Raw genomic sequence first — 22,712 nt, forward strand, 5'->3', positions numbered from 1 at the left:
TCGGTAAAAGGAGAACGGCTCATGAGCATTTTCCAAAGCGGATGTGCCGCAATCCTTTTTGCAAGTGCATTGATTTTTGCACAAGGCGAAACAGTCGTTTCAACGCAAGATTCTGCCGTTTCAAATGAACAGCTCGTTTCACATGAACAGCTCGTTTCAAACGAACGGTCTGTTTCAAATGAACAACCCGTTCCACAAAAAACGGTCCTTTATCTCGGCGGGGGAGCATATTCTCCATGGTATTCGCTCGGCGTCTTGTATGCGGTGCGTGATTACCGCATTCCGGTGGATTCTGTCGTAGGAACCTCTTGGGGCGCATTCATCGGAGCCCTTTGGAGTCAAGGCTTTGAACTGGACAACATCCAAAGATTGATCACAGACTCGCTTTTTGTTTCTCAGCTTCTTTCTAAAAATGCAGCGGAAAAGCCTTTGGTGAATCTTCCGATTTCCAAATCGGGAACACCGTCGCTTGCCTTCCGTTATGCGTTCTTTGGGGATTCTGATGGTTATGCGCATTTTCGTGCAAAAGATCTGGATCCGGATTCCGCCGCTTATAGCCGGGCCCTTTTTCGCTTTCAAATTCAAGAGGCTTTAACGCGAGCGGATTCCAGTGTGGTACCGTTTACCGCACTCGCCTGCAAAGAGGGAACTCTTGTTTCGTCAACGGCCTTGGCTTCGCTTCCGTTCCGCGAAACTTCGGGGGAAAACTGCCCGACTTTTGTGCCACAGGATTCCGCTTTTGCCCTTTACGTGAGCGCGTATCCGCTGCGAAAGAGCCTTTCTCACGACGGTGTGATGACAATTGCCGGCTTTGAAAACGCTCTTGAACAGGTGCGCCTGCAAAAAGAAGATTCCTCTCGGCATTTGGTCGTCATCCGTCCGCATGTCGTTTCGGAAGATTCGCCGCTTGCCTTGATGCAGTTGGGTTACTCGGATGTTGAAAAGAAAATGGGGGAGCTTGCTCCGATTGCCAAATTTGCCAAGGATCGCCCGCCTCCACAAGATTCCATTCTTCCGCGCTTTACCATTGAACCGTCTTTTGAAAGTTTGCCGTCCGCTTCCTATTCGCATGTATCTGCGTATTGGAACGAAGCGGATACAGGTCTTCAGGCACCGGCCAAGTTCTTGAAGCGGATTTCTGAATCGCCTTTCTATGATTCTGTACAAATTAATATGGACTCCGTGGGCATCGCCAAAGTCTCGGCAAAGACGACTCCGATTCTAGAATTCCGAGTGGGCGGTTTCGGGTCCAATCTTTTTGGGCCTCTTGCTTATGCGGGCATGGATTTTCGCTATGTGAATCAGTTTGAATATGCGTTTACCGTGGACGGCTATGTGGGGGAATATTCTTACGCGGTCCGTCCGATTCTTGGAATTCACGGTATGTTCGGCGGTCGTGGAAGCGTTTCCGTCCAAGGAAATATTTCCAAGCGGGAACCGCTCAAAGGATATTTTTCGGATTTCGACGAGGAACTTCGCATTCTGGAAGTCCGCGAAAACGATTTGACTTTAGCCTTGGATTACAAGGATTCTGCATTGGACATCGTCGTGAGCGTTCTCCTTGGAGAATCGGAATTTAAAACGTCTCTTTCGGAAGATTTCGGAACGTTACATGTGAATTCCTGGATTCCGCAGGTTTCTCTTGTTCGCAGTCGGGGAGGCTTTGAAGAATGGTTTGGCAGTCGCGGTTACCGCTTGCAGGGAAACTTAGGGCTGCGGTCGGTGAACCTTACCTCCGATGGCTCGGGAAGCGCTCCGCTGTATTTTTCGTCGACGCTCGATGCGCAAAAGGCTTTTGCTCCAACGGATTTTCTAGCTCTTGGGATCGGAGCGTCGGGGGCTGTAAATGTGCGTCGGAAATCGGGCTACGGTTATGAATATCCCGAAGATCTGGAAGTCTTTCCAGAGGTGACGGATCCTGCAATCAGCAACTGGTTTCGCTTGCACGCGGCACTTTCCCCTTGGAGTGAAGCCTGGAATTATGCAGAACAAAGCTCGCATCATTACGGAGCGATCCGTGCAAATGCGGGCTTGCACAATGGAATCTTTGGCGCCTGGATTTTTGGCGCGTATATGCGCGACTTTGAAGAAAATCCGACCGTGGAACTCGATGCTGACAGGCTTCTCTTGGAATCGATGCTCCGGGTTGCATACCGCAGCGTGGACGTACGCGTCGGTATGAGCCGTCTAGTTTCCTTAAAAGATTTTAGCGACTTCACCCATGTGAAGCAGTATCACTACTTCTTCCAGGTCGGAGCGAATTGGTAAGGCTTATTCGCCGCGGTTCCGAGCGGCTGTCGACTTGAACTTGTTGTGCTGTGAAAGCGTCCTTGCAAAGAAATGCGTTCCCGAACCGTCGTCTTTGGCGACAAAGAAAAGCGCATCCGTGTTTGCTGGGTGGAGAGTCGCTTCGATTGCCTTGCGTCCTGGATTAGAGATCGGGCCCGGCATCAGCCCGCGGAAGCGTCTTGTGTTGTAAGGGCTATCGCTTTGCAACTGGCTTCGGTAGATCGGGCCTGTCAGGTTGCGGTAGATAAAGCGGACAGTCGGGTCCGCTCCGAGCGAAATTCCTTGGCGCAAGCGATTCACAAAAACGCCTGCAATCATTGCGCGTTCGTCGGTCTTGCCCGTTTCTTCTTCGACAACGCTTGCAAGGGTCAGTACCTGGTGCCATCCGCCGAGCTCGTTCCAGAGGGGGCTGTTCAAAGCTTCCATCTCGGACTTGAGCTTCAGGTTGGCTCTTACCATCTGCCGGGCGATGTCCTTTTCGGTTGCGCCGTATTCTATTGGGTATGTATCCGGGAGCAGATAGCCTTCCAAGCTGTGGGCGTTTATCCCGAGTTCCTTGGCGAACTCCGCATCGTGGACGAGGTTTTCCCATTGGGTAGAATCAAAGTCCGGGATGGCTTCTCGGAAGTAGGCGGGCATTTCCCAAGAGGCTCGGCCTTCCGGAATCGTGACTTTACGCGTGGCGGTCTTTCCCGAGGAAAGAATTTCGGCAAGACTTGCGATGCTGGTCTTGGGCGGAATATCGTACCAGCCTGCTTTCAACTGGATTTTTTCGAGTCTGCACCACCAGGAAAACAGTTTGCCGTTTGAAATCAGGCCGTTTGCTTCTAAAATTTTGCCAATTTTGACCGCAGAGGAGCCGTTTTCCACCTGGAAAGTGGTCCAATTTTCGGTTTCAGAAGGGGCGAAAATACGCTGTTTGGCAAAATAAAGCGATCCTGCGGCGAGGAAAGCCAATATGAGGAGTGCGAAAAAAAATTTTTTCATATGAACCGAATATAAAAAGAAAAAATCCTTGCCATTTTGCAAAAATAAAGGATATATTTGGGATAAAGATTTAGGAAAAGGGTATCCCCTATTTATCGAGGATGTGAAATGACTAAAAAGATTTTGTTCTGCCTTCTTGCTGTGATGGTTGTTGCTGCTATGGCTGCTCCGAAGACGGTGAAGTCCAAGCGCGGTGATATTGACCTGACTAAGACCAAGGGTGGTTCCGATGTGGTTTGTACCGCTGCTTTCACGGATGAACTTCGCATTGTGAAGGATGACGGCGATGCCGTTCTCGTGAAGGGTGCCTGTGGTCAAGGCTGGGTTGGCAAGAGCGCTGTGGAATATGTCGCTAAGGCTGAAGGCGATAAGTCTTTATCTCTTGAAGGCGTCGACGTTGTTGGTTGGTTGGATAACCCGAGCGCCGTGTTCGTGTTGGATGCAGACGCTGCTGAATTTGACGGTGTGAACATCGATCGTGACTTTAAGGAATACCTTCAGCACACGATGGACCGTGAAACGATGGAAATGCAGAACAACGAAAACTAATTCGTTTATCTGTTACAAAGGTGCTCTCGCAATTCTGCGGGAGCGTTTTTGTTTTCAATGACCAAGATGTTTTGCTGAAGCGGATGGAACAGGCTTTGACGGCTGTCGTTTTGAGATATTGGAACGCAAAAGAAAAAGGCCCGCAGAGTTGCGGACCTTTTCGTGGAGATAAGGGGAGTCGAACCCCTGACCTATAGATTGCGAACCTATCGCTCTACCAACTGAGCTATATCCCCATAGATTGCGGGCTAAATATATCTTAAGAAAAATCCCTTGTCAAGGTGTCCAATCAATTTCCGCAATTCCCTTGCTCTTCAAAAAAGCGTTTGCCAGGCTAAAGTGTTTACAACCAAAGAAGCCCCTATAAGCAGAAAGCGGGCTCGGGTGCGGGGCTTCCAAAATCAGATGGCCGCGGTTCTTGGCGACGAGCATTTTTTTGCGAATGGCAAAGCTTCCCCACAGCAAAAAGACCAGGTTTTCCTTGCGTTCGGAAAGGCGCTGGATAATCGTATCGGTAAACTGTTGCCAGCCGATCTGAGAGTGGGAGGCAGCCTGGTGCGCGCGGACGGTCAGGCTTGCGTTCAACAGAAGAACACCCTGGTGTGCCCAGTTTTCGAGGTTACCGCTCTGTGGAAAGGGGATGCCCACGTCGTCGTGGAGTTCCTTGAAAATGTTCACAAGGGACGGTGGCGGCTGGACGCCGTCGGCTACGGAAAAGCAGAGCCCGTTTGCCTGCCCCGGATTGTGGTAAGGATCCTGGCCGATGATGACCGCTTTGACCTTGTCCACCGGGCATTCGTCGAGGGCTGCAAAAATCTGCGGTCCCGGCGGGTACACGGTGTACTTCTTTTTTTCTTCTGTAAGGACTTCTTTCAAGTGCAAAAAGTACGGCTGCTCAAATTGGTCTTTGAGCATTTCCAGCCATGTCGGATCTAACTTCACCATGTTTTAAAAATAAGAAATTGCGGACGCGTTAAAGAGCTTCGGCTAGAATCGCTGTCTTTTCGCCTGCAACGCGCGTATAAAAGAGAATCGCTTCGCGTCCCCCCTTGGGGGCGAGACGCTTGATTTCGGCTTCTGGGACAATCTCTACGCCACGTTTTTTAAGGGTGAGCTTGCCGACGTCGAATTCCTTCAAAAGCTTTTTGACTTTGCCGGTTGAAATCGGGGCGCTGCCGAGGACGCGGAAGTTGTGGAATGCTTCGCTATCGAGTGGGCAATCGCTTGCCGCATAGGCGATGCCTGCAGAAATCAGATGCGCATCCGGTGCGGATTTTAAGGCGGCTTCGGCAAAGAGATGGCTGCGGACAAGAACAGGAATCGGTTCTGAGATATAGGCGCTGAGTTCTCCGAGGGGAAGTTCTTTGGCTGTCGATGAGGCGCTTTCAGAAATCCAACTGTGAGCGCTTCCTTGGTTGTCAATGGCTATGGCGCGGGTCTTGCCCGGGTTTTCGGCGAGGGCGCCAAAGAGAACAAGGCATTCGCGGCAATCGTTTTTCGCGCCTAAATAAATGATTTCGGCGTCTGCGGGAAATTCTTCTGTCGGGTATCCCGGGGGAAGCTTTGCCATACCGCCCTTGTAGAGCCTAGAAAGTTCAAGGACTTCGGCAAAGGTCGGGGTGAGCTCTGAAAAGTTTCGCTGGTTATCGCCTTCCTTGGCACGCCGGGCGGGATCGACGGTAAAGTAATCGCTCCGCTTTTCAAGGGTGCGGATATCGGCGAGGATCGCTTCACGGGGAGCGCCTAAAGCTTTGGTGTTAAAGCGATACATGGCGACGCGTTCTTCTGAAAGGTCTACGCCGCGGACCGGAATCCCTTTGTTCAAAAAAAAGCTGTCGCCGCCCATACCGCAGCAAAGATCGTCGATCGAAGTCGCCTTTTCAAAAAGGCGTGCTTTAAAAATTCCGATGTCGGCGGCGGTGGACTGCTCCAGGGCAAGCTTATCGCAGGCGAGGAGCGCATCTGTTCCAAACTTTTTACGGTACTTGGGAACGAGCGCAATGTAGTCGAGAATCGGTCCGCGCAAGTCGGCGAACGGGCCTTTCGAGATTTTTTCGGCGAGTTTTAGAACATCCGTCTTCTTTTGGACAGCTTCGTTCACAAAGCGCGCAAATTCAGCGTTTTCCCAAGGAATGCTCTGCATGGCGGCGGTTATTTCGGCATGCGTGTGCGCGCGATTTCGTAAAGGCCAAGAGACAGAGCCACGGATGCGTTATAAGACTGGGCTTCCGGATTCATTGGAATGCGAAGAATGTCGGTGCACTGCTTGCCGATAAACGGCGGAAGGCCGACGTCTTCACCGCCCACGGCGAGAACGATCTGGTCGCCGAACTTGTAATCGACGAGAGAAATTTCTGTGGCCGCATCCAGTCCAAGAACCTGGTAACCGGCCTGCTTGAGTTCGCCGATGGTCGCTTCGAGATTGTCCGGACGGCAGATGCGGAGCTTGTCCACAGCGCCGGTAGAAGCTCGGGTGACAGTCGGAGTCAGGCCGCACATTCCCTTCGACGGCATCAAGAAAATGTCGGCGCCGAGTCCGAGGGAAGAACGGATGCATGCGCCGAGGTTTCTCGGGTCTTCGATGTTTGTTGCGACGACGACGAGCTTGCGTTCGCCTTTTTCCTTGGCGTCGAAGAATTCGGACTTGACCTCCTCCCACTTGAGAAGTTCCTTTTCGTTGCAGAGGGCGACAACGCCCTGATTTGGAACGGCATAGGAATCCAGAATGCGGGCTTCCACCTGCTGCACGTGAATGCGATTCTTCTTCGCCATCTTCTGCAAGTTGTAAAGCTTCGGATTTCCGGAATTGTGACGGAAGAGTACGCGGTGTACCTTCATCGGGGAATTCGTCAAAAGTTCAGTGACTTCGCGGATGCCGCCGACAGCTGTCTGCGGAGCGCTTTCGGCATCGCCCAAGGCAACGTTCACCTGGTTTGGACGCGGACGGGCATCTTCGCCTAGAAAACGGCGCGGTGCGCGGTCACGGCGAAAATCGCGGTCTCCACGGCTCAAGTCACGATCGCGGTTGTAGCGCGGAGAACGTCTCTGCGAAAAGGCCGGCCTTTCCGAGAAAGACGGTTCTTCTTCGTTGTTTTCGCGGCCTGCGTTAAACGGTTGCTTCTTCCACATGGGGGTTCTCCTTTTCCGGATCGTTTTTCGGGGCTACAATATAGTTCATTGGAACGTCATGTGGCTTGAGGGTTAAAGGCTTTTCGGATACTTGAGTGCTAAATGCGACGCCACATTTGATTGCCTGCGGATTCTTTTCGAGAAAACGGTCGTAATAGCCTTTGCCGTGACCGTGGCGACCTCCGTCCCAAGAAAATTGAACGCCTGGGGTCAGCACGAACGGAATTTCGCCGCGGTAAATCGGCAGTTCTTTTTTAGGCTCGTGAACGTGAAAGCGTCCTTCGACAAGGTCCTTTTCCAAATCGTGAATTTCGACAAAGTCCATGAGACCGCCGTCGTATGTAATCGGAAGCAGCAAGCGGCCTTCCTTGGCGAGTTCCTGAAGGATCGGGCGAATGTCAGGCTCATCCGGGAGAGGATAAAAGGCGGCGACTTTGGCGGCGGCTTTGTAAGGCTCAAAACGGCGAATCGCTTGAACGATCCAGGCGCTTTCTTTTTCTTTGCGGGACGGATTTTTTTGCGTTTCCAAGAGCTCATCCTCCAGGTCAAACTTCAAGCGGTAAAGGCGACCCTTCCAATATTTGAAAGTCGCAACGGCTTTTCCCAAATCCTTGGGCTTAAACAGGAGCAGTGCGAGCAAGAATAAAAGCCCGAATTCCGAAAATCCGATTTCTGCGTTCATCGCGCTCTCCAGGCCATCCGGTAAGTGATTAGACTGATCCCGTATAAAATAATCATCGGAATCGCAACCCAAAAAAGTGACATCAGATCGGGTGGCGTTACAATCGCAGAAAACAGCGCAGAAAGAAAAATCACCAAGCGAAAATGCTTCAGTAGAAAATCCTTGCCCGCGATGCCCGTTCTGCCGAGGAATGCCGCCGCTACGGGCATCTGGAAAATCAGCGCGAACAGCACTTCAAACCGGAACAGAAACGAGACATAAGAAGTCTGTGACCACATCTGCATTGCGGAATTCGAATAGCCGGCGAGAAAGGAAAAAAGAAATGGAATTGCAAAAAAATAGGCAAAGGCGGCGCCTGCAAAAAAGAGGAGGCTCGCCGTGAAAACCGAAAACAGAAAAGTCTTTTTCCGCTCAGTCGGAACGGCTGGGGCGCAAAAGGCGTAAATGTGGTAAAGAAAAATCGGCGATGTCGCAAGAGCCGCGATCATACAGGCGACGAGCAGGTTCACCGAAACGCCTTCCGCGGGAGAAAGGTTCACCAGCGTCACCAGGTTTGTACCGAATAACGGAAGCTCTACAAATCGCCAAAAGAAAGGAAATTGGTAAAAGGCGATACCTGCGACAACAGCAAAGCAAGCGAGACAGGTCAAAAGTCTCGAACGGAGTTCCTGAAAATGCTCAGAGAGCTCCATCGGCAAAAGCCTTAAGCGTTACTGTTGGAATCATTCTTGGAGTCTTCCGAAGACTTTTCGTCTTCGATATCTTTTTTCGCCTTGCGGAATTCGCGAAGTGCCTTGCCCAAAGAGGCTCCGAGTTCCGGAATGCGGCGGGCTCCTAAAAGGAGAATTGCCAAGAAAACCAACAACAAAAGTTCTGGAATTCCAATGTTCATGAGAACCTCAATGGATTAATTTGTTGTGCAAAATGCCATTCCAAATGGTGCGCTGCCAGTTCAAGAAATGCGCCGCGTCATAACGGTCATCCCAGGTCAAACCGATAGGGGAGGCTAGGGCGATCAACTGCGCCCGATTAGCGAGCATAGCCCCGTCCAAATGGAGCTCTGCGGCGCGTTCGTTTCGCCATTCCTTCAAAGTGTCGATGAGCTCGCCGTCCGGACTGATCAGCGGAGGAGGAACCTTCTGATTTTCTTCGGGCCATTCGGATTCGGGAACCTGCATGGCGTTTTGCAGCATCGTCAAAAAGTCGGTGCGACGTTCCCCAAAAAAGTTTCGGGGGAGTTTTGGCAGGTAATCTTCTCGAAGTTCCGGGAAGGAATAGGTAGCGGATCGGACTATGGCGAGCATCAGTTCGTTGCCAAAAACCTTATACGGCGGACGGTCCAGCTTTTCGGCTTCCTTTTCGCGCCATTCCCAAATGTGCTTCAGGATGTTCAAAGACTTGGATTGCAAACGGAACGAACCCGAAATGCGCCAACGTTCCGGATCTTCTTCCTTTTTTTGACGCGCTTTTTCAATCAGTTCGTTGCAGGTCTCGATCATCCAGGTGAATTTTCCTTGGGCTTTGAGCTGTTCGCCAAGCTTTGCACAGAGTTCATGCAAATAGAAGGTATCGTGAATCGCGTATTCGCACATGTCAGGCGGTAACGGACGTGTTGTCCAGTCGGACTTCTGATTGTCCTTGGGAAGATCGATGCCAAAATATTTGCGGACAAGACTTGCGTAACCCAGACCTTCTTCGCCGAGGAATTTTGCGGCGATCATCGTATCGAAAACGTGCTTGGGAGAGAACCGGTAATGATGCCAGAGCATGCGCAAGTCGTAATCGGCGCCGTGCAGAATCAAACTGTTCATGGCGCGTGTTTTAAAGATCGGGGTAATGTCAATCGGAGCAAACGGATCGACAATGTAATGATGCTCACCGATGGTAATCTGTATTAAGCAGAGACGTACCGTATAATGGTACATCGAATCGGCTTCCGTGTCGACCGCTGCGATTTCGTAGAGAGACAAGTCCTCGATAAGCTTATCGAGAGACTCTTGGTCTGCTACGAGAATGTACGGATCGTTTACCATATGAATTGTAATATAAATACTTATTCCGCTTTCGATGCGGAAGGCACTTTGATTTGGAAGGTTTTGGCGTTGCCCGCTTCATCGCGAATCCGGACCTGGAATTTTTGACCGGCAGGCGGCAAATCGCTCAGGATAAAGACAAGTTCCTTCGGCTCGGAATCGTATTCCGCATAAATATAAGGCATACCTTTTGCCGAAGCCTTGATAGCGTTTCCGTTTTCGATGCCGGATTCTTTTTCGATGACCGGAATGCGAAGAACCGGAGACATCTTTCCCGCGATAACAGCGGAATCCAAACGGACATCGCCGAGTTCCGGCGCGGTCCTGTCTTCGATAAAGCCGATGTCGCGGAGTTCATTCATGCTCGTGAAACGCGTTTGCTTCGTCTTCTTTTGCTTGCTAAAGTAAAACCAAAGGCGCGTTGTTTCGCCGAGGTAATACAGCGGAGCGTTGGCGAGCTTTGCATCGAATGAAACCGTCCAAGCTCCCCAAAAGTGCAGTCCCTTCGGATGAAATTCGTAAGCGGGAACACTGTCATTTGCAAACTTGCGGACGGCAAAGGTTCTTGTCCACGGCACATCGGCAAGCTTTGTCACGGATTGAGAGATCTTTTTACTGCTGAAGGTTGTTTCCCAAGAAAAATCCTTGGCATCTGCCGGAATTTCTGTAACGCGGATCGTATCCGCTTTTCCATTCTGTTCCAAACGGATTTCGTCTAAGTTGGGGTAGAGCGCAAGAATTTTTCCCAAAGGTTGGGGTTCTATAGGGAAGGCTTCGCAGGGATTCAGCTCTTTTCCTTCGCTGTCAAGGACCGGCATTCCCTTTCCGAAAAAGCGGAAGTTCGTCTTCAAAGAATCGGATTTGCAAAGATCCAAACCGATCCAGGTTCGGCTGAGGAACGAGAACATTTCCGGATTTTGGAAGTTTCCGCGCATCCTAGGCTTTGGACCGTTGCATTTTTCGGCAAGAATGAGTTTGCGTTTGGAAATGCGATAGTTCATGTCTTCGGTTTCAAAGGTCAGCGTATCGCCGGGATTTAATTTGTACGGATTCGGGATGTAATGCCAGTCGCCTGCGGTGTCCGCTTCTTCTGCCCAGAGAAGTTCCTCGCGGATCTGAAGCATCGAGGAGAAATGCAGGGTGTCCTTGATGATTTCTCCGATGGTTTCGTTGCCTTTTTTGAGCGTCACGCGGCGCACGGACATCGGGTTGTCTAAAGGTTCGCGACTGTAATCCGCAATTTTAAAGGTAAAGCGGAGGGAGTCTTCGCGGTTGCGAATGTCGGGAACTTCAATGCAACCGTTTTTCAAATCTTCTTCGCCGGTCAGCGCTACGTCTTCCCCTTGGAAAACGGCTGCTCCGAGAATCAGCGGATCCAGTGTGTCACCGCAAAGCACGTTGTGATGGCAAGCGTTTACAAGGTGTTCCCCGAAGCGCAGTTCCAGGTGCAAATGGGGATTTCCGATGCCTGAACTTCCCGTGTACGAAATGGTATCGCCTTTGTGGAAGGCGGGAATTTTCGGATTCACCAAAGAAACGTCGTTCTTTTTCGTTTTTTTCTGCGTATAGCGGATTAAAGAATCCAAGTGCTTGGAAAACCCGCTTTGATGGGCAAAGACCCATGTGCGGCCGAGCTTGTCTTCAAAATAGACGACCTTGCCATAGGCGTAAGGCGAAACCTTGACCTGTACAATTTTACCGTCTTCCGGTGCGATGGAAGGGAAGCCTTCCTTCATTTCTGTCGAATAGTCAATGCCCGCATGGTAACGTGTTCCGCGGTTTTCGCCAAAAGAACTGCTCAAATAGCCTAGTTTTCCAAAGGGAACATAAATTGAGTCTGCGGCAAAAAGGACCCCTGCAGAAATCGCAAGAGTCCCGAGAAAAATCCCCTTCCATTTTTTCATCATCCTATCCTTTTTTCTTAGATCAGTTTTTTGAAAAAACGCGGTTGGTGAAAGTCCGGCTTTTCGGTATTTACCGGGAAATGCACCAAGTGATGCGGACGGCGCGTCTTGTCGCCGCACTTGTAAATATTTCCGTAGATTTCTGCGATCGAAAGATTGCGGCAGCCTATCAAGAATCCCGGAATGGAAACGCGAAGTTCCCAGGTCACCTTGCCGTTTTCAAAAACCGGTTCGGTTTTGGAACGCAGAATCTGCGAATACTGGGTTTGCAAAAATTCCTTGCGGTGCTCGCGGTTCAAACCTCTTGCCGCGTAGCAAAAACCTTTGCTTGTGAATTCAAAGTTGATGTATTCGTTCGCGGAATCGAGGGCTTTCACGAAAATTTCCACGCAACTGTCTTCCCAGGCGTGCCCACCGTCATGGTCAACTGTTGCGGCGTAGCATTCGTCGGGCTCTGTCACTTGGAAGCGCACGTGCAAAAAATGGTGGTCCTTCAAAATGTGGACAATCACTTGGGGAAGCGTATTTTCATCGCCGTTATCCCAACGGCCGTTCGGAATAAGTTTCATATTTTGAAATCTAACAACATTTTTGTCAAAGCAAATTTGCTAGATTGTTTTTGGACTTTTTAGGGAGGTTCCATGCTCGATTTGCCTGTCATTCAGATGGTGCGCGACTCCGATGTCGCAACGATGGTTATTCTTTGTGTTTTGGCCGTGATGTCGCTTATGTGTTGGGGAATCATCATTGTCAAAATGATTTTCTTTAAGAAGAACCAGCATGCGAACGCAGTCTTCTACCGCCAGTTTGAAAAAATCGAACGTTTTGTGGACTTGAAGGATCTTTGCGATAACAGCGGAGCTAGTGCGCTGAAGAGCTTGACGGAAGAAGTCCTGATTGAAGCGTCCAAGTTCAGTAATTTTGTGAGTTACGATTCCATTCAGCACCGAGCATCCCTTTTGGAAGATACGATCCAGCGCTCGATTGAAGGTATCCGCTTGAATGAAAACCGTCATGTGAACTTCCTCGGTATGTGTGCAAACCTCGCCCCGTTCTTCGGCCTTCTCGGTACGGTTTGGGGCATTATGACGGCTTTCTTTGAAATCGGTCAGCACGGCTCTGCGGATTTGGCAGTCGTCGCTCCGGGTATTGCAATGGCTTTGATCACGACGGTGGCGGGCCTTGTGGTCGCTATTCCGGCTTCGGGCTCTTACAACTATTTTGTCTCCCGTACGGGTGAAAATGAAATCGCTTATTACAACTTTGGCAGCCGCATGCTCAGTCTCTTCAAACGCGGTGACCTTCTCGCTCTTGAAGAAGTCGCAGGCTAAGGAGTTCTTGTGAAGCGCAGTCGCGGTAAACCGATTAACCAAGAGATGAATCTCACGAACATGATCGACGTCGTGTTCGCGATTCTCATCGTGTTCCTCATTTCCGCTCCGTTGATGAGTCAGGGGATCAAGGTGGAACTTCCGAAGGCGGAAGCCCCGACGATGGAACAGGAAAAGATGTTGAAGGTTTCCATCAATAAGCAGAGTGATATCTACGTCGCCGATATGAAGGTGAAGTTGAAGGATTTCAACAGCATTTTCAAATCGCTGTGGGATGGAAACATGCCGGTCGTTATCAATGCCGACGCATCGGTGGATTACGGCCATGTGATGAAGGTCGTGTCGCTCGTGCAGAATGCGGGAGTCACCAAACTCGGATTCTTGACTCTCCCGGACGAAAAGTAAAACGCGTATAGGTCATGGCAGCAAAGAAGCAAAAAGAGAATACTCCATTCTTTCAGAGTGGATGGAACGGCAAGCTCCCGAAGATTGTCGCGATTTCTTTGTGCTTTCATTTGATGATAGTGATTGGCATCGTCGTTTTGAACAAGTTGAATTTTGAAAGGGAACCGGAACCGGTCAAAATTTTTGAATTGGTGCAACTCCAGCAACCGCAGAAGGTAGCCCCTCCCAAGGCTCGCCCTAAAAAGCAACCGCCGAAGCCCGAGCCACCGAAAGAAGTAAAAAAGGAACAGCCTAAGCCGAAGCCGGAAGTGAAAAAAGAACTTCCGCCCGAACCGAAAATCGCAAAGGAAGAACCGAAGCCGGAACCAGAACCGCAGCCCGAACCGGAAGAACCGCAGGAAGAACCGGTAGAAGAAACGATGGATTTGCCCGAGGACATGGATCTTCCCGACGAAATCGCTGAAGAATCCGGTTTGAATCCTGTCGGCTACGTGGATATGGACCCGCTGATGCAGGTGTACCTGGAACGCTTAAAGCAAATCATTATGCAGCACTTCAATCCGCCTTCAGGTTTGAATGTGACAAAGAGTACGAAGACTTCGGTACAGTTTACGGTGGACCGCTTTGGCAACATCACGGATATTTCGTTAAGACGATCTTCGGGAAATAAGACATGGGATAATCTTTCGGTGCGAGCCATCAAGATTTCCAAACTCCCGGAACTTCCGCCGAACTATCGTGCACCTGCGCTGTCGCTCAACTTCAACTTTACGCCGAATTGAGCTGGCACACGGCTGGGGGATTAAAAACTTTGTATTATTGAAATGATGCTATCAAAATTGAAACTTTTTGCTTTTGCTCTTTTTGTCGCCTGTACAAGCTCTTTTGCTTTGGTCGATACGATTTCTGTCGATGTTGGAATCGCGGTGTCGAATACGATGCCGATAGGTCTTGTACCATTTGATCAAGAAGCGGATTTTGAAGCGATTTCCTCGAAACCGGATCAAGTTTTAAAACGGGACTTTGAACTTTCGGGCCGTTTTTCGGTCGTGGAAAGCCCGACTTTCAAAATGGTGACTTTTGTTCGCGCCGGTGCAAAGTTCTATGTGACGGGAAAACTGCAAAAGGCGGAAGGTTCCAAGGTGAAGCTTTCTTGCTATCTGTATGCGACACAGACCAAGGATTTGATCCTCGGGGAAGCTTACAAGGTGGCGCAGAAGGATGTGCGCGCAGCTCTCCATGATTTTGTGGACAAGGTCGTGAAACAGCTCTGGGGTGAATTCGGCATCGCTTCGACGGAGCTCGCCTGGGTTTCTAAAGTCGATGGCGTGAAGCAGATTGTGGTCGCAGACTACGATGGTTATAACCGTCGTCAGTTGACTCATGATACGACAATCAGCATGATGCCAACCTGGACGAAGGACAACAATTCGATTATCTACGTGAGCTTCCGCAATGGAAAAGCTCAGCTTTTTGAACGGGAACTTTATACGAGCAAGGAACGTCGCCTGTTCCCGGATAAGTCGCAGACCTTTAGTCCGGCGGTCAATCCGAAAACAGGTGAAGTTTTGTTTGCGGCCATTCACGGCAATACGACCACGGTTTATTTGGGCGATCCGAAGACCGGTGCCAATCATAAGGTGATGTACGGACGCGCTTCGCAGGTGAGCCCTTCTTGGAGCCCGTTTGGAACGGAAATCCTTTATACGAGTGACCGTGGCGGCAGTCCGCAAATCTTTGTCATGGGCAGGGACGGTAGTGATGCGCGCCGTGTGACTTTCATGGGCAATTATAATGAACGCGCTTCCTGGTCTCCGCAGGGGGATCGTATCGTCTACACTTCGATGGACGGCGGAAAGATGAATATCTACACCTGCGCCATCGACGGTTCGGACATTGTGCAGCTCACGAGCAATGCGGGCAACAACGAACATCCGACCTGGTCTCCGGACGGCATGCTGATTGCCTTCTCCAGCGATCGCTCGGGCTCGCATCAGATTTATATCATGCGCAAGGACGGCACAAATGTCACGCGCATTACGAACAGCGGCGACAATACCGCACCGACGTGGTCCTGGTATTCGCCGGAACGTCAGAAACAAATTTCAATTCAAAATGAAGGATGGTAGAACAATGAAAAAGATTCTTTTGCTGACTATTTCTGCAGCTACGGCATTTGCTATTGTCGCATGCTCCAAGAATAAGCCACCTGTAAATCCGGTGGTGAAGGAAGAACCGGCGGCTGTTTCCGCTGAAGATACCGCTGCCGCCGTTCAGGCGAAGGCGGATTCCTTGGAAAAGGCTCGCTTGGAAGCGGAACGCCTTGAATCAGAACGCTTGGAAGCGGAACGCGCTCGCGTAGAAAAGCTCATTAACGAACTCATGTCGGACGATGTTTACTTTGACTTTGACAAGTCCGAACTCACCGAAAAGGCGAAGGAAATCTTGACCCAGGTCGGCGACATCCTGTTGAAGGAACCGCGCTTTGTGATTGTCGTGGAAGGCCATACGGATGCTCGTGGTACCGAAGATTACAACATGACTCTCGGCAGCAAGCGCGCGATGAAGGTGAAGGAATTCCTCTCCGCTTACGGTGTGGGCAATGAACGTATGGAAACGGTGAGCTACGGCAAGGAAAAGCCGAAGGCTGCTGGCGAAAGCGAAGAAGCTTATGCCCAGAACCGCCGTGCGAATTTCAAGGTCAACATCAAGAAGTAAGCGACTTTAGATTCCCAGCTCTCGTCGCTGGGAGAACCTTTTGATTTTGAGGTCTTCATGAAACGTTTGATTCTCGGATCTTTGATTTGTGCTTTTGCACTCACGTCTTGCTCAAGCGTGACACTTCTCCGTACAAAGGAGATGAAAGCGGTCGGCGATGATGTGAAGAAAGATGTGCAAGAAGTAAAAGAGGAAGTGAAAGCTTCGACGGAAGCATCCAAGGCGCGTATTGATTCCTTAGAACAGGTAATCGACTCGCTCGCTTTGGTGCAAAAACGGATGAAAGTGGAACTTTCCATGCTCTCTTCCAAGATTGCAGAAATCAGTGATCGTAACGACAGCCACCACGAAGAGTTGCTCTACCGTTTGGACTTGCTTCTCGGCAAATCCGACAAAATCCTTTCGAAAAAAGTGGTGGTGAATGGTCAAACGGCTGTGGCTCCGGCAGACAGCGATGCGATTTCTGCAGAAAAGATGCAGACTCTTGATTCGCTGTTCAATACGGCTCGTGCAGACTATCACAAGGGTGAAGTCAAGCTCGCTTATTCGGAATTCAAGCAGATCTATGAAGAATCCAAGAAGGGTCAAATCGCAAGTGATGCTCTTTATTGGATGGGCGTCTGCCTTGCGGATGCAAATCAGATGGATAAGGCAAAGGTTGTCTTTGGACGCGTCGTCAAGGCTTTCCCGGACGCTCCGAAGACCTGCGCTTCGCTCTTGAAACTTTCGAATATCGCCGCCTCGGAAGGGGATTTGAAAACACAGAAACAGTATCTGCAGACGATTCTCGGTACGAAGAGCTGCTCCGATTCGAATGAATTCTTGCAAGCTGCGGAAATTCTCGAAACGATTCTGAACAGCGAAACGGCAACGGAACCTGCTCCTGTGGATTCGACGCAGAAGTAACAGTTATCAGAGACGTTGAAAAAAGGCTTTACTGCGAAGTAGAGCCTTTTTTTGTCAATTATCTTTTAGAGTGCTGGATCTTTAACGCCGTTTTCGGCAAAAGCCTTGGCGCGGTCGATGCACGTGCCGCAGGTTCCGCAGGGCTTTTCCCCGCCTTCGTAGCAGCTCCAGGTAAATTCAAACGGGACCTTCAAATCGAGACCTTTTTTCACCACGTCCGCTTTGGACATTCCTGCGAAGGGGGCTTTGACTTTCACGAGTCCATAGGTTCCAATAGAAATCGCCTTTCCCATGGTATTCACAAAGTCCGTGCTGCAGTCCGCATAGGCGTTGCCTGCGGCGTCGTCTCCGTGAGCGCCTAAGTAGAGCGTGACTTCGTCTTTTTCAAAGAGGCTCTGGGCAAGGCTTGCGCACACGCTCAGCATGAGTCCGTTGCGGAAAGGTACATACGTGGAAACTTTTCCGTTTCCGTCAGGACCTTGTTCCGCGATCTGCTCGGCGTAGCTCTTGTGCGAAATTTTTTCTGTGGAACCGGAAAGGAGCGAGCAGTTCGAATACTGCATGACCGAGGAAAGGTCGAACTCGTAATGGGGAAGCTTGTAGAAGTTTGCGATTGCTTTCGCTGCTTTGAGTTCCTTGTCGTGCTTTTGACCGTAAAAGATCGAGGCCGTTGCCACGTTTTCACTGCCGAATTTTTCAACCGCCATGGCTACACACACGGAGGAATCCACACCGCCCGAAGAAAGGACAATCGCTTTTTTCATTTTGGACTTCCTAAAGTTACTTATGAGAACGTCTGTCGATTGAGGCGAAAAGACGGTCCGTTGCACGGGTTTCGTAAACGGTTCCCGGTTTGCCGTAGCAGGCGAACGGGTATATCGAAATTCCGCCACGCGGCATGAACACTCCTTCCACTTCAATGTATTTCGGATCCATGAGCGCAATCAGATCCTTCATGATGATGTTCACACAGTCTTCATGAAAGTCGCCGTGATTGCGGAAGCTGAACAGATACAGCTTCAGCGATTTGGATTCCACAATGGATTGATCCGGAATGTAGTTGATGTGGATGTCGGCAAAGTCCGGCTGACCGGTCTTCGGGCAAAGCGAAGTGAATTCCGGGCAGTTCAGCATCACCATGTAGTCATTTTCGGGATGCTTGTTCGGAAACTTTTCAAGCAACTTCGGATTGTAATCGTAAGTGTACTTGGTGTTTTGATTGCCAAGCAACGTGACGCCTTCGAGTTCATTTTCGGAACGGCTCATCCAAGTCTCCTTTTATCCAAAGAGATCCGGGGACTCGGAATCCGAATGGACGCTGCTTTCTTCTTCATGGGCGGCGCCCTTGATTCGGGTGAATCTCTTGACCTTCTTGGCTGTGAACTTACTGCCCAAAGCCTTGTATGTCTTGATTTCGGCGAGTTCCGTCAGATCGAGTTCTTCCTGTTCCACCTTGTGACCGGACTGATAATCCATTGTCACGCGGGCGTCTTCCGTTGAGAAGAATTCAATCATCTTGGTATCCGGATGATCGGAAAGGATGTTGAATTCGGTCGTCGTCGGGCAGGTTTCGAGCGTAAAGCGCTTGACCATGTAATTGAAGTTTTCGCCTTCAAAGTACAAAACGGTGAAGACGCGCTTCGGATCGTACTTGCCAAGATAGAGAATATCCGTGCCGACAAGAATCGGATCCTTCATTTCGTGGAGCTTTGCCATACCGTTGTTGCGGATGGAAATCAGCTTTTCTTCGTCTTCGAAGGCTCCGATGCGGTCGCCCTTCTTTTGGGTACTGACGATGCCGGAAATGGCGTCGAAGTAGAAGATCTTGGCGCCGAGCGTGCTTTCGCCGTCGCTTACCTTTTTAATCGAACGGACCGGGTACTTGGTCACAATGTTACCGACTGCGTTACGGCCCTTGATTTCGACTTCGGAGAAGTCCACTTCGAAGTTGAGCTTGACGCGTGGACGTGGCTTGAGAACGACCTTGACCGTTCCCGCTTCGCCGTTGGCATTCGAAGAAATGTAAAGAATCTTTGTGCCCGGCTTGCCCTTGCCCATCGGGTAATCTTTGTTACGGGTAATGCCGCCGACGTTAAAGCGCTTGATAAGAGCCGGACCGTCTTTACCGTCTTGGTAAATGACGTTGTAAATGCGGCGTTCGTCGTCCTTGTTGAATTTTTCGACAAGAACGATGTCTTTGCCGACGAAGTCCTTTGCAGAAACTTTTACGATTTTGTAGGAACCGTCGTTCTTGAACACGATGATGTCGTCGTATTCGGAAACGTCGAACAGGTATTCTTCCTTTTTAAGATCGGTTCCGATAAAGCCTTCCTTGCGGTTCACGTAGAACTTTTGGTTGGCCATGGCGACGTGCACTGCATCGACCTTGCCGAATTCCGCGATCTGCGTTTTGCGTTCGCGGCCTGCTCCGTACTTCTTTTGGATGTTTTTGAAGTGGGCGACGGTATAATCGATGATGTTTTCCAAATTGGCATGGATTTCCGCAATGTGGTCGTCCAAGCTTTTCAAAAGTTCATCGGCCTTTTTGCGGTTAAAGCGTGCGATTTTCGACATCGGGAGAGCGACGAGCTTTTCGATGTCTTCGGTCGTGACTTCGCGACGGAGCTTTTTCGTGAACGGCTTTAAGCCTTCATCGATCAGCTGGATCATTTCGTCGTGGTCTTTCGCCTTTTTCATGACTTCGTAGACTTCTTTTTCGATGAAGATTTTTTCGAGGCTGGTCGCGTGCCACTTTTCCTGCGAGTGTTTCAGGTCATTTTCGAGTTCCCACTTGAGCAAATGCTTTGTGTGGTCGACGCTCAACTTTAAAAGTTCAGAGGTCGTGGTAAAGCAAGGCTTTTTGTCGATGATGACGCAGGTACATGGAGAAAGCGACTTTTCGCAGTCCGTGAAGGCGTAAAGCGCTTCGATCATCTTCTGCGGTTCGGAACCCGGCAAAAGGTGAATCACGATTTCAACGTTTTGAGCGGTGTCGTCGTCCACGCGCTTGATTTTGATTTTGCCCTTGTCGTTGGCGGCGACAATCGATTCGATGAGGGAGCCGGTCGTTGTGCCGTAAGGAATTTCGCTGATGACGAGGGTCTTTGCGTCTTGGACTTCGATTTTCGCACGAACTTTGATCTTTCCGCCACGGGCACCGTCGTCATAATGGGAAACGTCGATTGTACCGCCGGTAAAGAAGTCCGGGTACAACGTGAACTTTTTGCCCTTGAGATAGGCGACGCTTGCTTCGCATAGTTCGTTAAAGTTGTGTGGCAGGATGTAGGTCGAAAGACCGACTGCAATACCGTCCACGCCCTGGGCGAGGAGCAGTGGGAACTTGGCCGGGAGAGTGACCGGTTCCTTGCGGGTACCGTCGTAGTTTGGAATCCATTCGGTGGTTTCCGGATTAAAAAGGATTTCTTGCGCAAACTGCGAAAGACGGCCTTCGATATAACGGCCTGCGGCGGCACCGTCGCCTGTTAGCGGGTTTCCCCAGTTTCCTTGCGTATCGATCAGCAAGTCCTTTTGACCGAGACCGACAAGGGCTGTATAGATGGATGAGTCTCCGTGTGGATGGTAGCGCATTGTCGCGCCGACCACGTTCGCCACCTTGATCAGGTGACCGTTGTTCATTTCGGAGAGCGTGTGCAGAATACGGCGTTGCACCGGTTTCAAACCGTCTTCAAAATACGGAACGGCACGGTCGAGAATCACATAGCTCGCATAGTCGAGGAACCAGCCGTCGTAAAGCTTTTCCAAATGGTTCGCGTTCGAAAGTCCGAGAATCGCGGTATCGCTCTTGACGTCGGCTTCGGGAGCGTTTGCGTACTTATCTTCGATATCACTCATTACAGTTCCTCCACCGCGTTAGCGCGTAGGTTTTGCACAATGCGGTTCTGACGTTCCGGTGTGTTCTTGCCCATATAGTAGCCGAGCATTTTGCCAAGAGAAGCGTCTGGAGGTGAAACAACGCTTTCGAGGCGCATCGTTTCACCGATGAACTGGCGGAATTCATCCGGGTTGATTTCACCAAGACCTTTGAATCGGCTGATTTCCAAATCCTTGCCGGCGAGAACTTGGGCGGCTTCGTCACGTTCCGTTTCGTCGTAGCAGTAAAGAACTTTGTTCTTCTTGGAATTGCGAACGCGGAAAAGCGGGGTCTGCAAAATGTAAAGGTGGCGCTGCTCCACGAGTTCCGGGAAGAACTGCAGGAAGAACGTCATCAAAAGGAGTCGAATATGCATGCCGTCGACATCGGCATCGGTCGCGATAATGACCTTATCGTAACGGAGAGAATCCAAACCGTTCTCGATGTCGAGCGCGTGCTGCAACAAATTGAATTCTTCGTTTTCGTAAACGACTTTTTTGGTAAGGCCGAAGCTGTTGAGCGGCTTACCGCGAAGGCTAAAGACAGCCTGGTTTTGCACGTTGCGCGCCTTGGTCAGTGTACCCGATGCAGAGTCACCTTCGGTCAGGAAGATCATGGTTTCCTTGTGAACCGGATTCTTGGCATCTGTTAAATGCACCTTGCAGTCGCGAAGCTTTTTGTTGTTCAGGTTCGCCTTGCGGGCGCGTTCGTTGGCGAGTTTACGGATGCCTGCGATATCCTTGCGTTCGCGTTCGCTTTGCTGGATGCGGGTAAGGAGAGCCTTTTCCGCTTCCGGATACTTGTGCAGGTAATTGTCCACTTCGGTCGAAACGAAGTCGACAATCCAGGTGCGGAGAGATGGACCGCCCGGAGCCGTCGTGGTGCTGCCGAGCTTTGTTTTGGTCTGGGATTCAAAAACCGGTTCCTGGATGCGGACGGCGATAGCAGCGATGATGCAGTTGCGGATATCCGACGGATCGAGGTCCTTTTTAAAGTGGTCGCGGACGCCTTTCACAAAGCCTTCGCGGAAAGCCTGCTGGTGGGTACCGCCCTGGGTAGTGTGCTGACCGTTCACAAAGCTGAAGTAGTGTTCGCCGTACTGGTTGCCGTGCGTGAAGGCGATTTCGATATCTTTCGTCTTTAGGTGGGCAATCGGATAGCGGAGGGTGTCGTCGACACGGCCCTTGAGCAAATCGAGAAGGCCATCTTCGCTCGTGTAAACCTTGCCGTTCATCACCAGGGTAAGGCCTGTGTTCAGATAGGCGTAGTTCCAGATCTTTTCTTCCATGTAAGCTGGAAGATAACGGTAATTCTTGTTGAAAATCGTCGCATCCGGCGTAAAGATGATCTCTGTACCGGTCTTTTCGTCCGATTTGCATTCCCCGTATTCTTTGATGAGGACGCCCTTGCTGAATTCCGCCTTTTTGCACTTGCCGTCACGGAAACTCTGGACGATAAACTTGTCGGAAAGGGCGTTCACAGCCTTGGTACCGACGCCGTTTAAACCGACAGACTTCTGGAACGCTTCGGAATCGTATTTGCCACCGGTATTCATCTTGGAAACGCAGTCCACGACTTTACCGAGAGGAATTCCTCGCCCATAGTCACGGACGCGGACTTCACGGTCTTCAATCGTAATTTCAATTTTTTTGCCGGCGCCCATCACGAATTCATCGATTGAGTTATCGATGATTTCCTTTGCGAGCACATAAATACCGTCGTCAGGGCTCTGGCCGTCCCCGAGTTTGCCGATGTACATACCCGGACGCATCCGAATATGTTCATGCCATTCCAACGATTTAATATTGTCTTCTGTATATCTTACTGCCATAAATTTTTGAACCTAAATCGTCTAATTGAATTCAAAGCGTGCAAAAATGAGTAAAATTCGGGAACGAACTTGCGGGT

Annotated in this window: 22 protein-coding genes and 1 tRNA gene; 8 read left to right on the forward strand and 15 right to left on the reverse strand. The window is 50.3% G+C overall.

The features are described from left to right. Positions 1–21 precede the first annotated feature (21 nt). The gene (locus BGX16_RS11305; RefSeq protein ID WP_100426122.1) at positions 22–2,268 is read left to right on the forward strand and encodes a patatin-like phospholipase family protein; all 2,247 of its coding nucleotides are present in this window, start codon (positions 22–24) and stop codon (positions 2,266–2,268) included. Between the two features lie 3 nt (positions 2,269–2,271). On the opposite strand, the gene mltG is transcribed toward BGX16_RS11305, so the two are convergent. Continuing rightward, entirely contained in the window at positions 2,272–3,276 is a 1,005-nt protein-coding gene (gene mltG, locus BGX16_RS11310; protein WP_100426123.1) for an endolytic transglycosylase MltG, read from the reverse strand. A 108-nt stretch (positions 3,277–3,384) separates the two neighbouring features. Here mltG and BGX16_RS11315 point away from each other — a divergent pair, with 108 nt between their 5' ends. Beyond that, the gene (locus tag BGX16_RS11315; protein ID WP_100426124.1) at positions 3,385–3,825 is read left to right on the forward strand and encodes a hypothetical protein; all 441 of its coding nucleotides are present in this window, start codon (positions 3,385–3,387) and stop codon (positions 3,823–3,825) included. A 163-nt stretch (positions 3,826–3,988) separates the two neighbouring features. Here the strand turns inward: BGX16_RS11315 and BGX16_RS11320 are convergent. The 10 genes from BGX16_RS11320 to BGX16_RS11365 all read right to left on the reverse strand — a co-directional run bounded on the left by BGX16_RS11320 (position 3,989) and on the right by BGX16_RS11365 (position 12,178). After that, positions 3,989–4,061 (reverse strand) — tRNA-Ala (locus BGX16_RS11320). Positions 4,062–4,101: 40 nt separating this feature from the next. Next, complete coding sequence (gene ung / locus BGX16_RS11325; RefSeq protein ID WP_100426125.1) at positions 4,102–4,770, reverse strand: uracil-DNA glycosylase; 669 nt, start codon at positions 4,768–4,770, stop codon at positions 4,102–4,104. A gap of 28 nt (positions 4,771–4,798) precedes the next feature. Beyond that, the gene (locus BGX16_RS11330; RefSeq protein ID WP_100426126.1) at positions 4,799–5,968 is read right to left on the reverse strand and encodes a class I SAM-dependent methyltransferase; all 1,170 of its coding nucleotides are present in this window, start codon (positions 5,966–5,968) and stop codon (positions 4,799–4,801) included. Between the two features lie 8 nt (positions 5,969–5,976). After that, positions 5,977–6,954 carry a TrmH family RNA methyltransferase gene (locus BGX16_RS11335; protein WP_100426127.1) on the reverse strand — a complete coding sequence of 326 codons (978 nt, stop codon included), beginning with the start codon at positions 6,952–6,954 and terminating at the stop codon, positions 5,977–5,979. Further along, positions 6,932–7,636, reverse strand: coding sequence for a 5-formyltetrahydrofolate cyclo-ligase (locus BGX16_RS11340; RefSeq protein WP_100426128.1), 705 nt, complete (start codon positions 7,634–7,636; stop codon positions 6,932–6,934). The genes BGX16_RS11335 and BGX16_RS11340 overlap by 23 nt, the downstream gene beginning before the upstream one ends. Next, a complete protein-coding gene (gene tatC / locus BGX16_RS11345) occupies positions 7,633–8,328 on the reverse strand; it encodes a twin-arginine translocase subunit TatC (protein ID WP_100426129.1) in 696 nt (231 codons plus the stop codon). The genes BGX16_RS11340 and tatC overlap by 4 nt, the downstream gene beginning before the upstream one ends. Before the next feature lie 11 nt (positions 8,329–8,339). Continuing rightward, positions 8,340–8,528 carry a twin-arginine translocase TatA/TatE family subunit gene (locus tag BGX16_RS11350; RefSeq protein WP_100426130.1) on the reverse strand — a complete coding sequence of 63 codons (189 nt, stop codon included), beginning with the start codon at positions 8,526–8,528 and terminating at the stop codon, positions 8,340–8,342. 7 nt (positions 8,529–8,535) lie between these two features. Next, entirely contained in the window at positions 8,536–9,669 is a 1,134-nt protein-coding gene (locus BGX16_RS11355; protein WP_100426131.1) for a ribonuclease D, read from the reverse strand. A 20-nt stretch (positions 9,670–9,689) separates the two neighbouring features. Then, entirely contained in the window at positions 9,690–11,576 is a 1,887-nt protein-coding gene (locus BGX16_RS11360) for a M23 family metallopeptidase (RefSeq protein WP_100426132.1), read from the reverse strand. 14 nt (positions 11,577–11,590) lie between these two features. Further along, positions 11,591–12,178, reverse strand: a complete 588-nt coding sequence (locus tag BGX16_RS11365) for a carbohydrate-binding family 9-like protein (RefSeq protein WP_277352385.1) — start codon at positions 12,176–12,178, stop codon at positions 11,591–11,593. Positions 12,179–12,214: 36 nt separating this feature from the next. Here BGX16_RS11365 and BGX16_RS11370 point away from each other — a divergent pair, with 36 nt between their 5' ends. From BGX16_RS11370 to BGX16_RS11395, 6 genes are read left to right on the forward strand one after another with little or no spacing between them, the layout of a single operon-like run. Beyond that, on the forward strand, positions 12,215–12,904 hold the full coding sequence (locus tag BGX16_RS11370; protein WP_100426134.1) for a MotA/TolQ/ExbB proton channel family protein: 690 nt from the start codon (positions 12,215–12,217) through the stop codon (positions 12,902–12,904). 9 nt (positions 12,905–12,913) lie between these two features. Further along, on the forward strand, positions 12,914–13,309 hold the full coding sequence (locus BGX16_RS11375) for an ExbD/TolR family protein (protein ID WP_100426135.1): 396 nt from the start codon (positions 12,914–12,916) through the stop codon (positions 13,307–13,309). Between the two features lie 14 nt (positions 13,310–13,323). Beyond that, positions 13,324–14,091: an energy transducer TonB gene (locus tag BGX16_RS11380; protein WP_100426136.1), complete on the forward strand. Its 768-nt coding sequence runs from the start codon at positions 13,324–13,326 to the stop codon at positions 14,089–14,091. A gap of 57 nt (positions 14,092–14,148) precedes the next feature. After that, on the forward strand, positions 14,149–15,438 hold the full coding sequence (locus BGX16_RS11385) for a translocation protein TolB (RefSeq protein ID WP_241899550.1): 1,290 nt from the start codon (positions 14,149–14,151) through the stop codon (positions 15,436–15,438). A gap of 4 nt (positions 15,439–15,442) precedes the next feature. Further along, positions 15,443–16,027 (forward strand): OmpA family protein, encoded by a 585-nt coding sequence (locus tag BGX16_RS11390; protein WP_100426137.1) that lies wholly within the window; start codon positions 15,443–15,445, stop codon positions 16,025–16,027. A gap of 57 nt (positions 16,028–16,084) precedes the next feature. Further along, positions 16,085–16,933 (forward strand): tetratricopeptide repeat protein, encoded by an 849-nt coding sequence (locus BGX16_RS11395; protein ID WP_100426138.1) that lies wholly within the window; start codon positions 16,085–16,087, stop codon positions 16,931–16,933. Positions 16,934–16,998: 65 nt separating this feature from the next. On the opposite strand, the gene queC is transcribed toward BGX16_RS11395, so the two are convergent. The 4 genes from queC to BGX16_RS11415 are packed head-to-tail and all read right to left on the reverse strand — an operon-like array spanning position 16,999 to position 22,635. Beyond that, positions 16,999–17,697: a 7-cyano-7-deazaguanine synthase QueC gene (gene queC / locus BGX16_RS11400; protein ID WP_100426139.1), complete on the reverse strand. Its 699-nt coding sequence runs from the start codon at positions 17,695–17,697 to the stop codon at positions 16,999–17,001. 16 nt (positions 17,698–17,713) lie between these two features. Further along, positions 17,714–18,199, reverse strand: coding sequence for a preQ(1) synthase (gene queF, locus BGX16_RS11405; protein WP_100426140.1), 486 nt, complete (start codon positions 18,197–18,199; stop codon positions 17,714–17,716). A 12-nt stretch (positions 18,200–18,211) separates the two neighbouring features. Further along, entirely contained in the window at positions 18,212–20,785 is a 2,574-nt protein-coding gene (locus BGX16_RS11410; protein WP_100426141.1) for a DNA gyrase/topoisomerase IV subunit A, read from the reverse strand. After that, positions 20,785–22,635 (reverse strand): DNA topoisomerase IV subunit B, encoded by a 1,851-nt coding sequence (locus BGX16_RS11415; RefSeq protein WP_100426142.1) that lies wholly within the window; start codon positions 22,633–22,635, stop codon positions 20,785–20,787. Before BGX16_RS11415 ends, BGX16_RS11410 begins: the two co-directional genes overlap by 1 nt. Positions 22,636–22,712 lie beyond the last annotated feature (77 nt).

This window comes from Hallerella succinigenes (assembly GCF_002797675.1).
GTDB classification, from domain to species: Bacteria; Fibrobacterota; Fibrobacteria; order Fibrobacterales; family Fibrobacteraceae; genus Hallerella; species Hallerella succinigenes.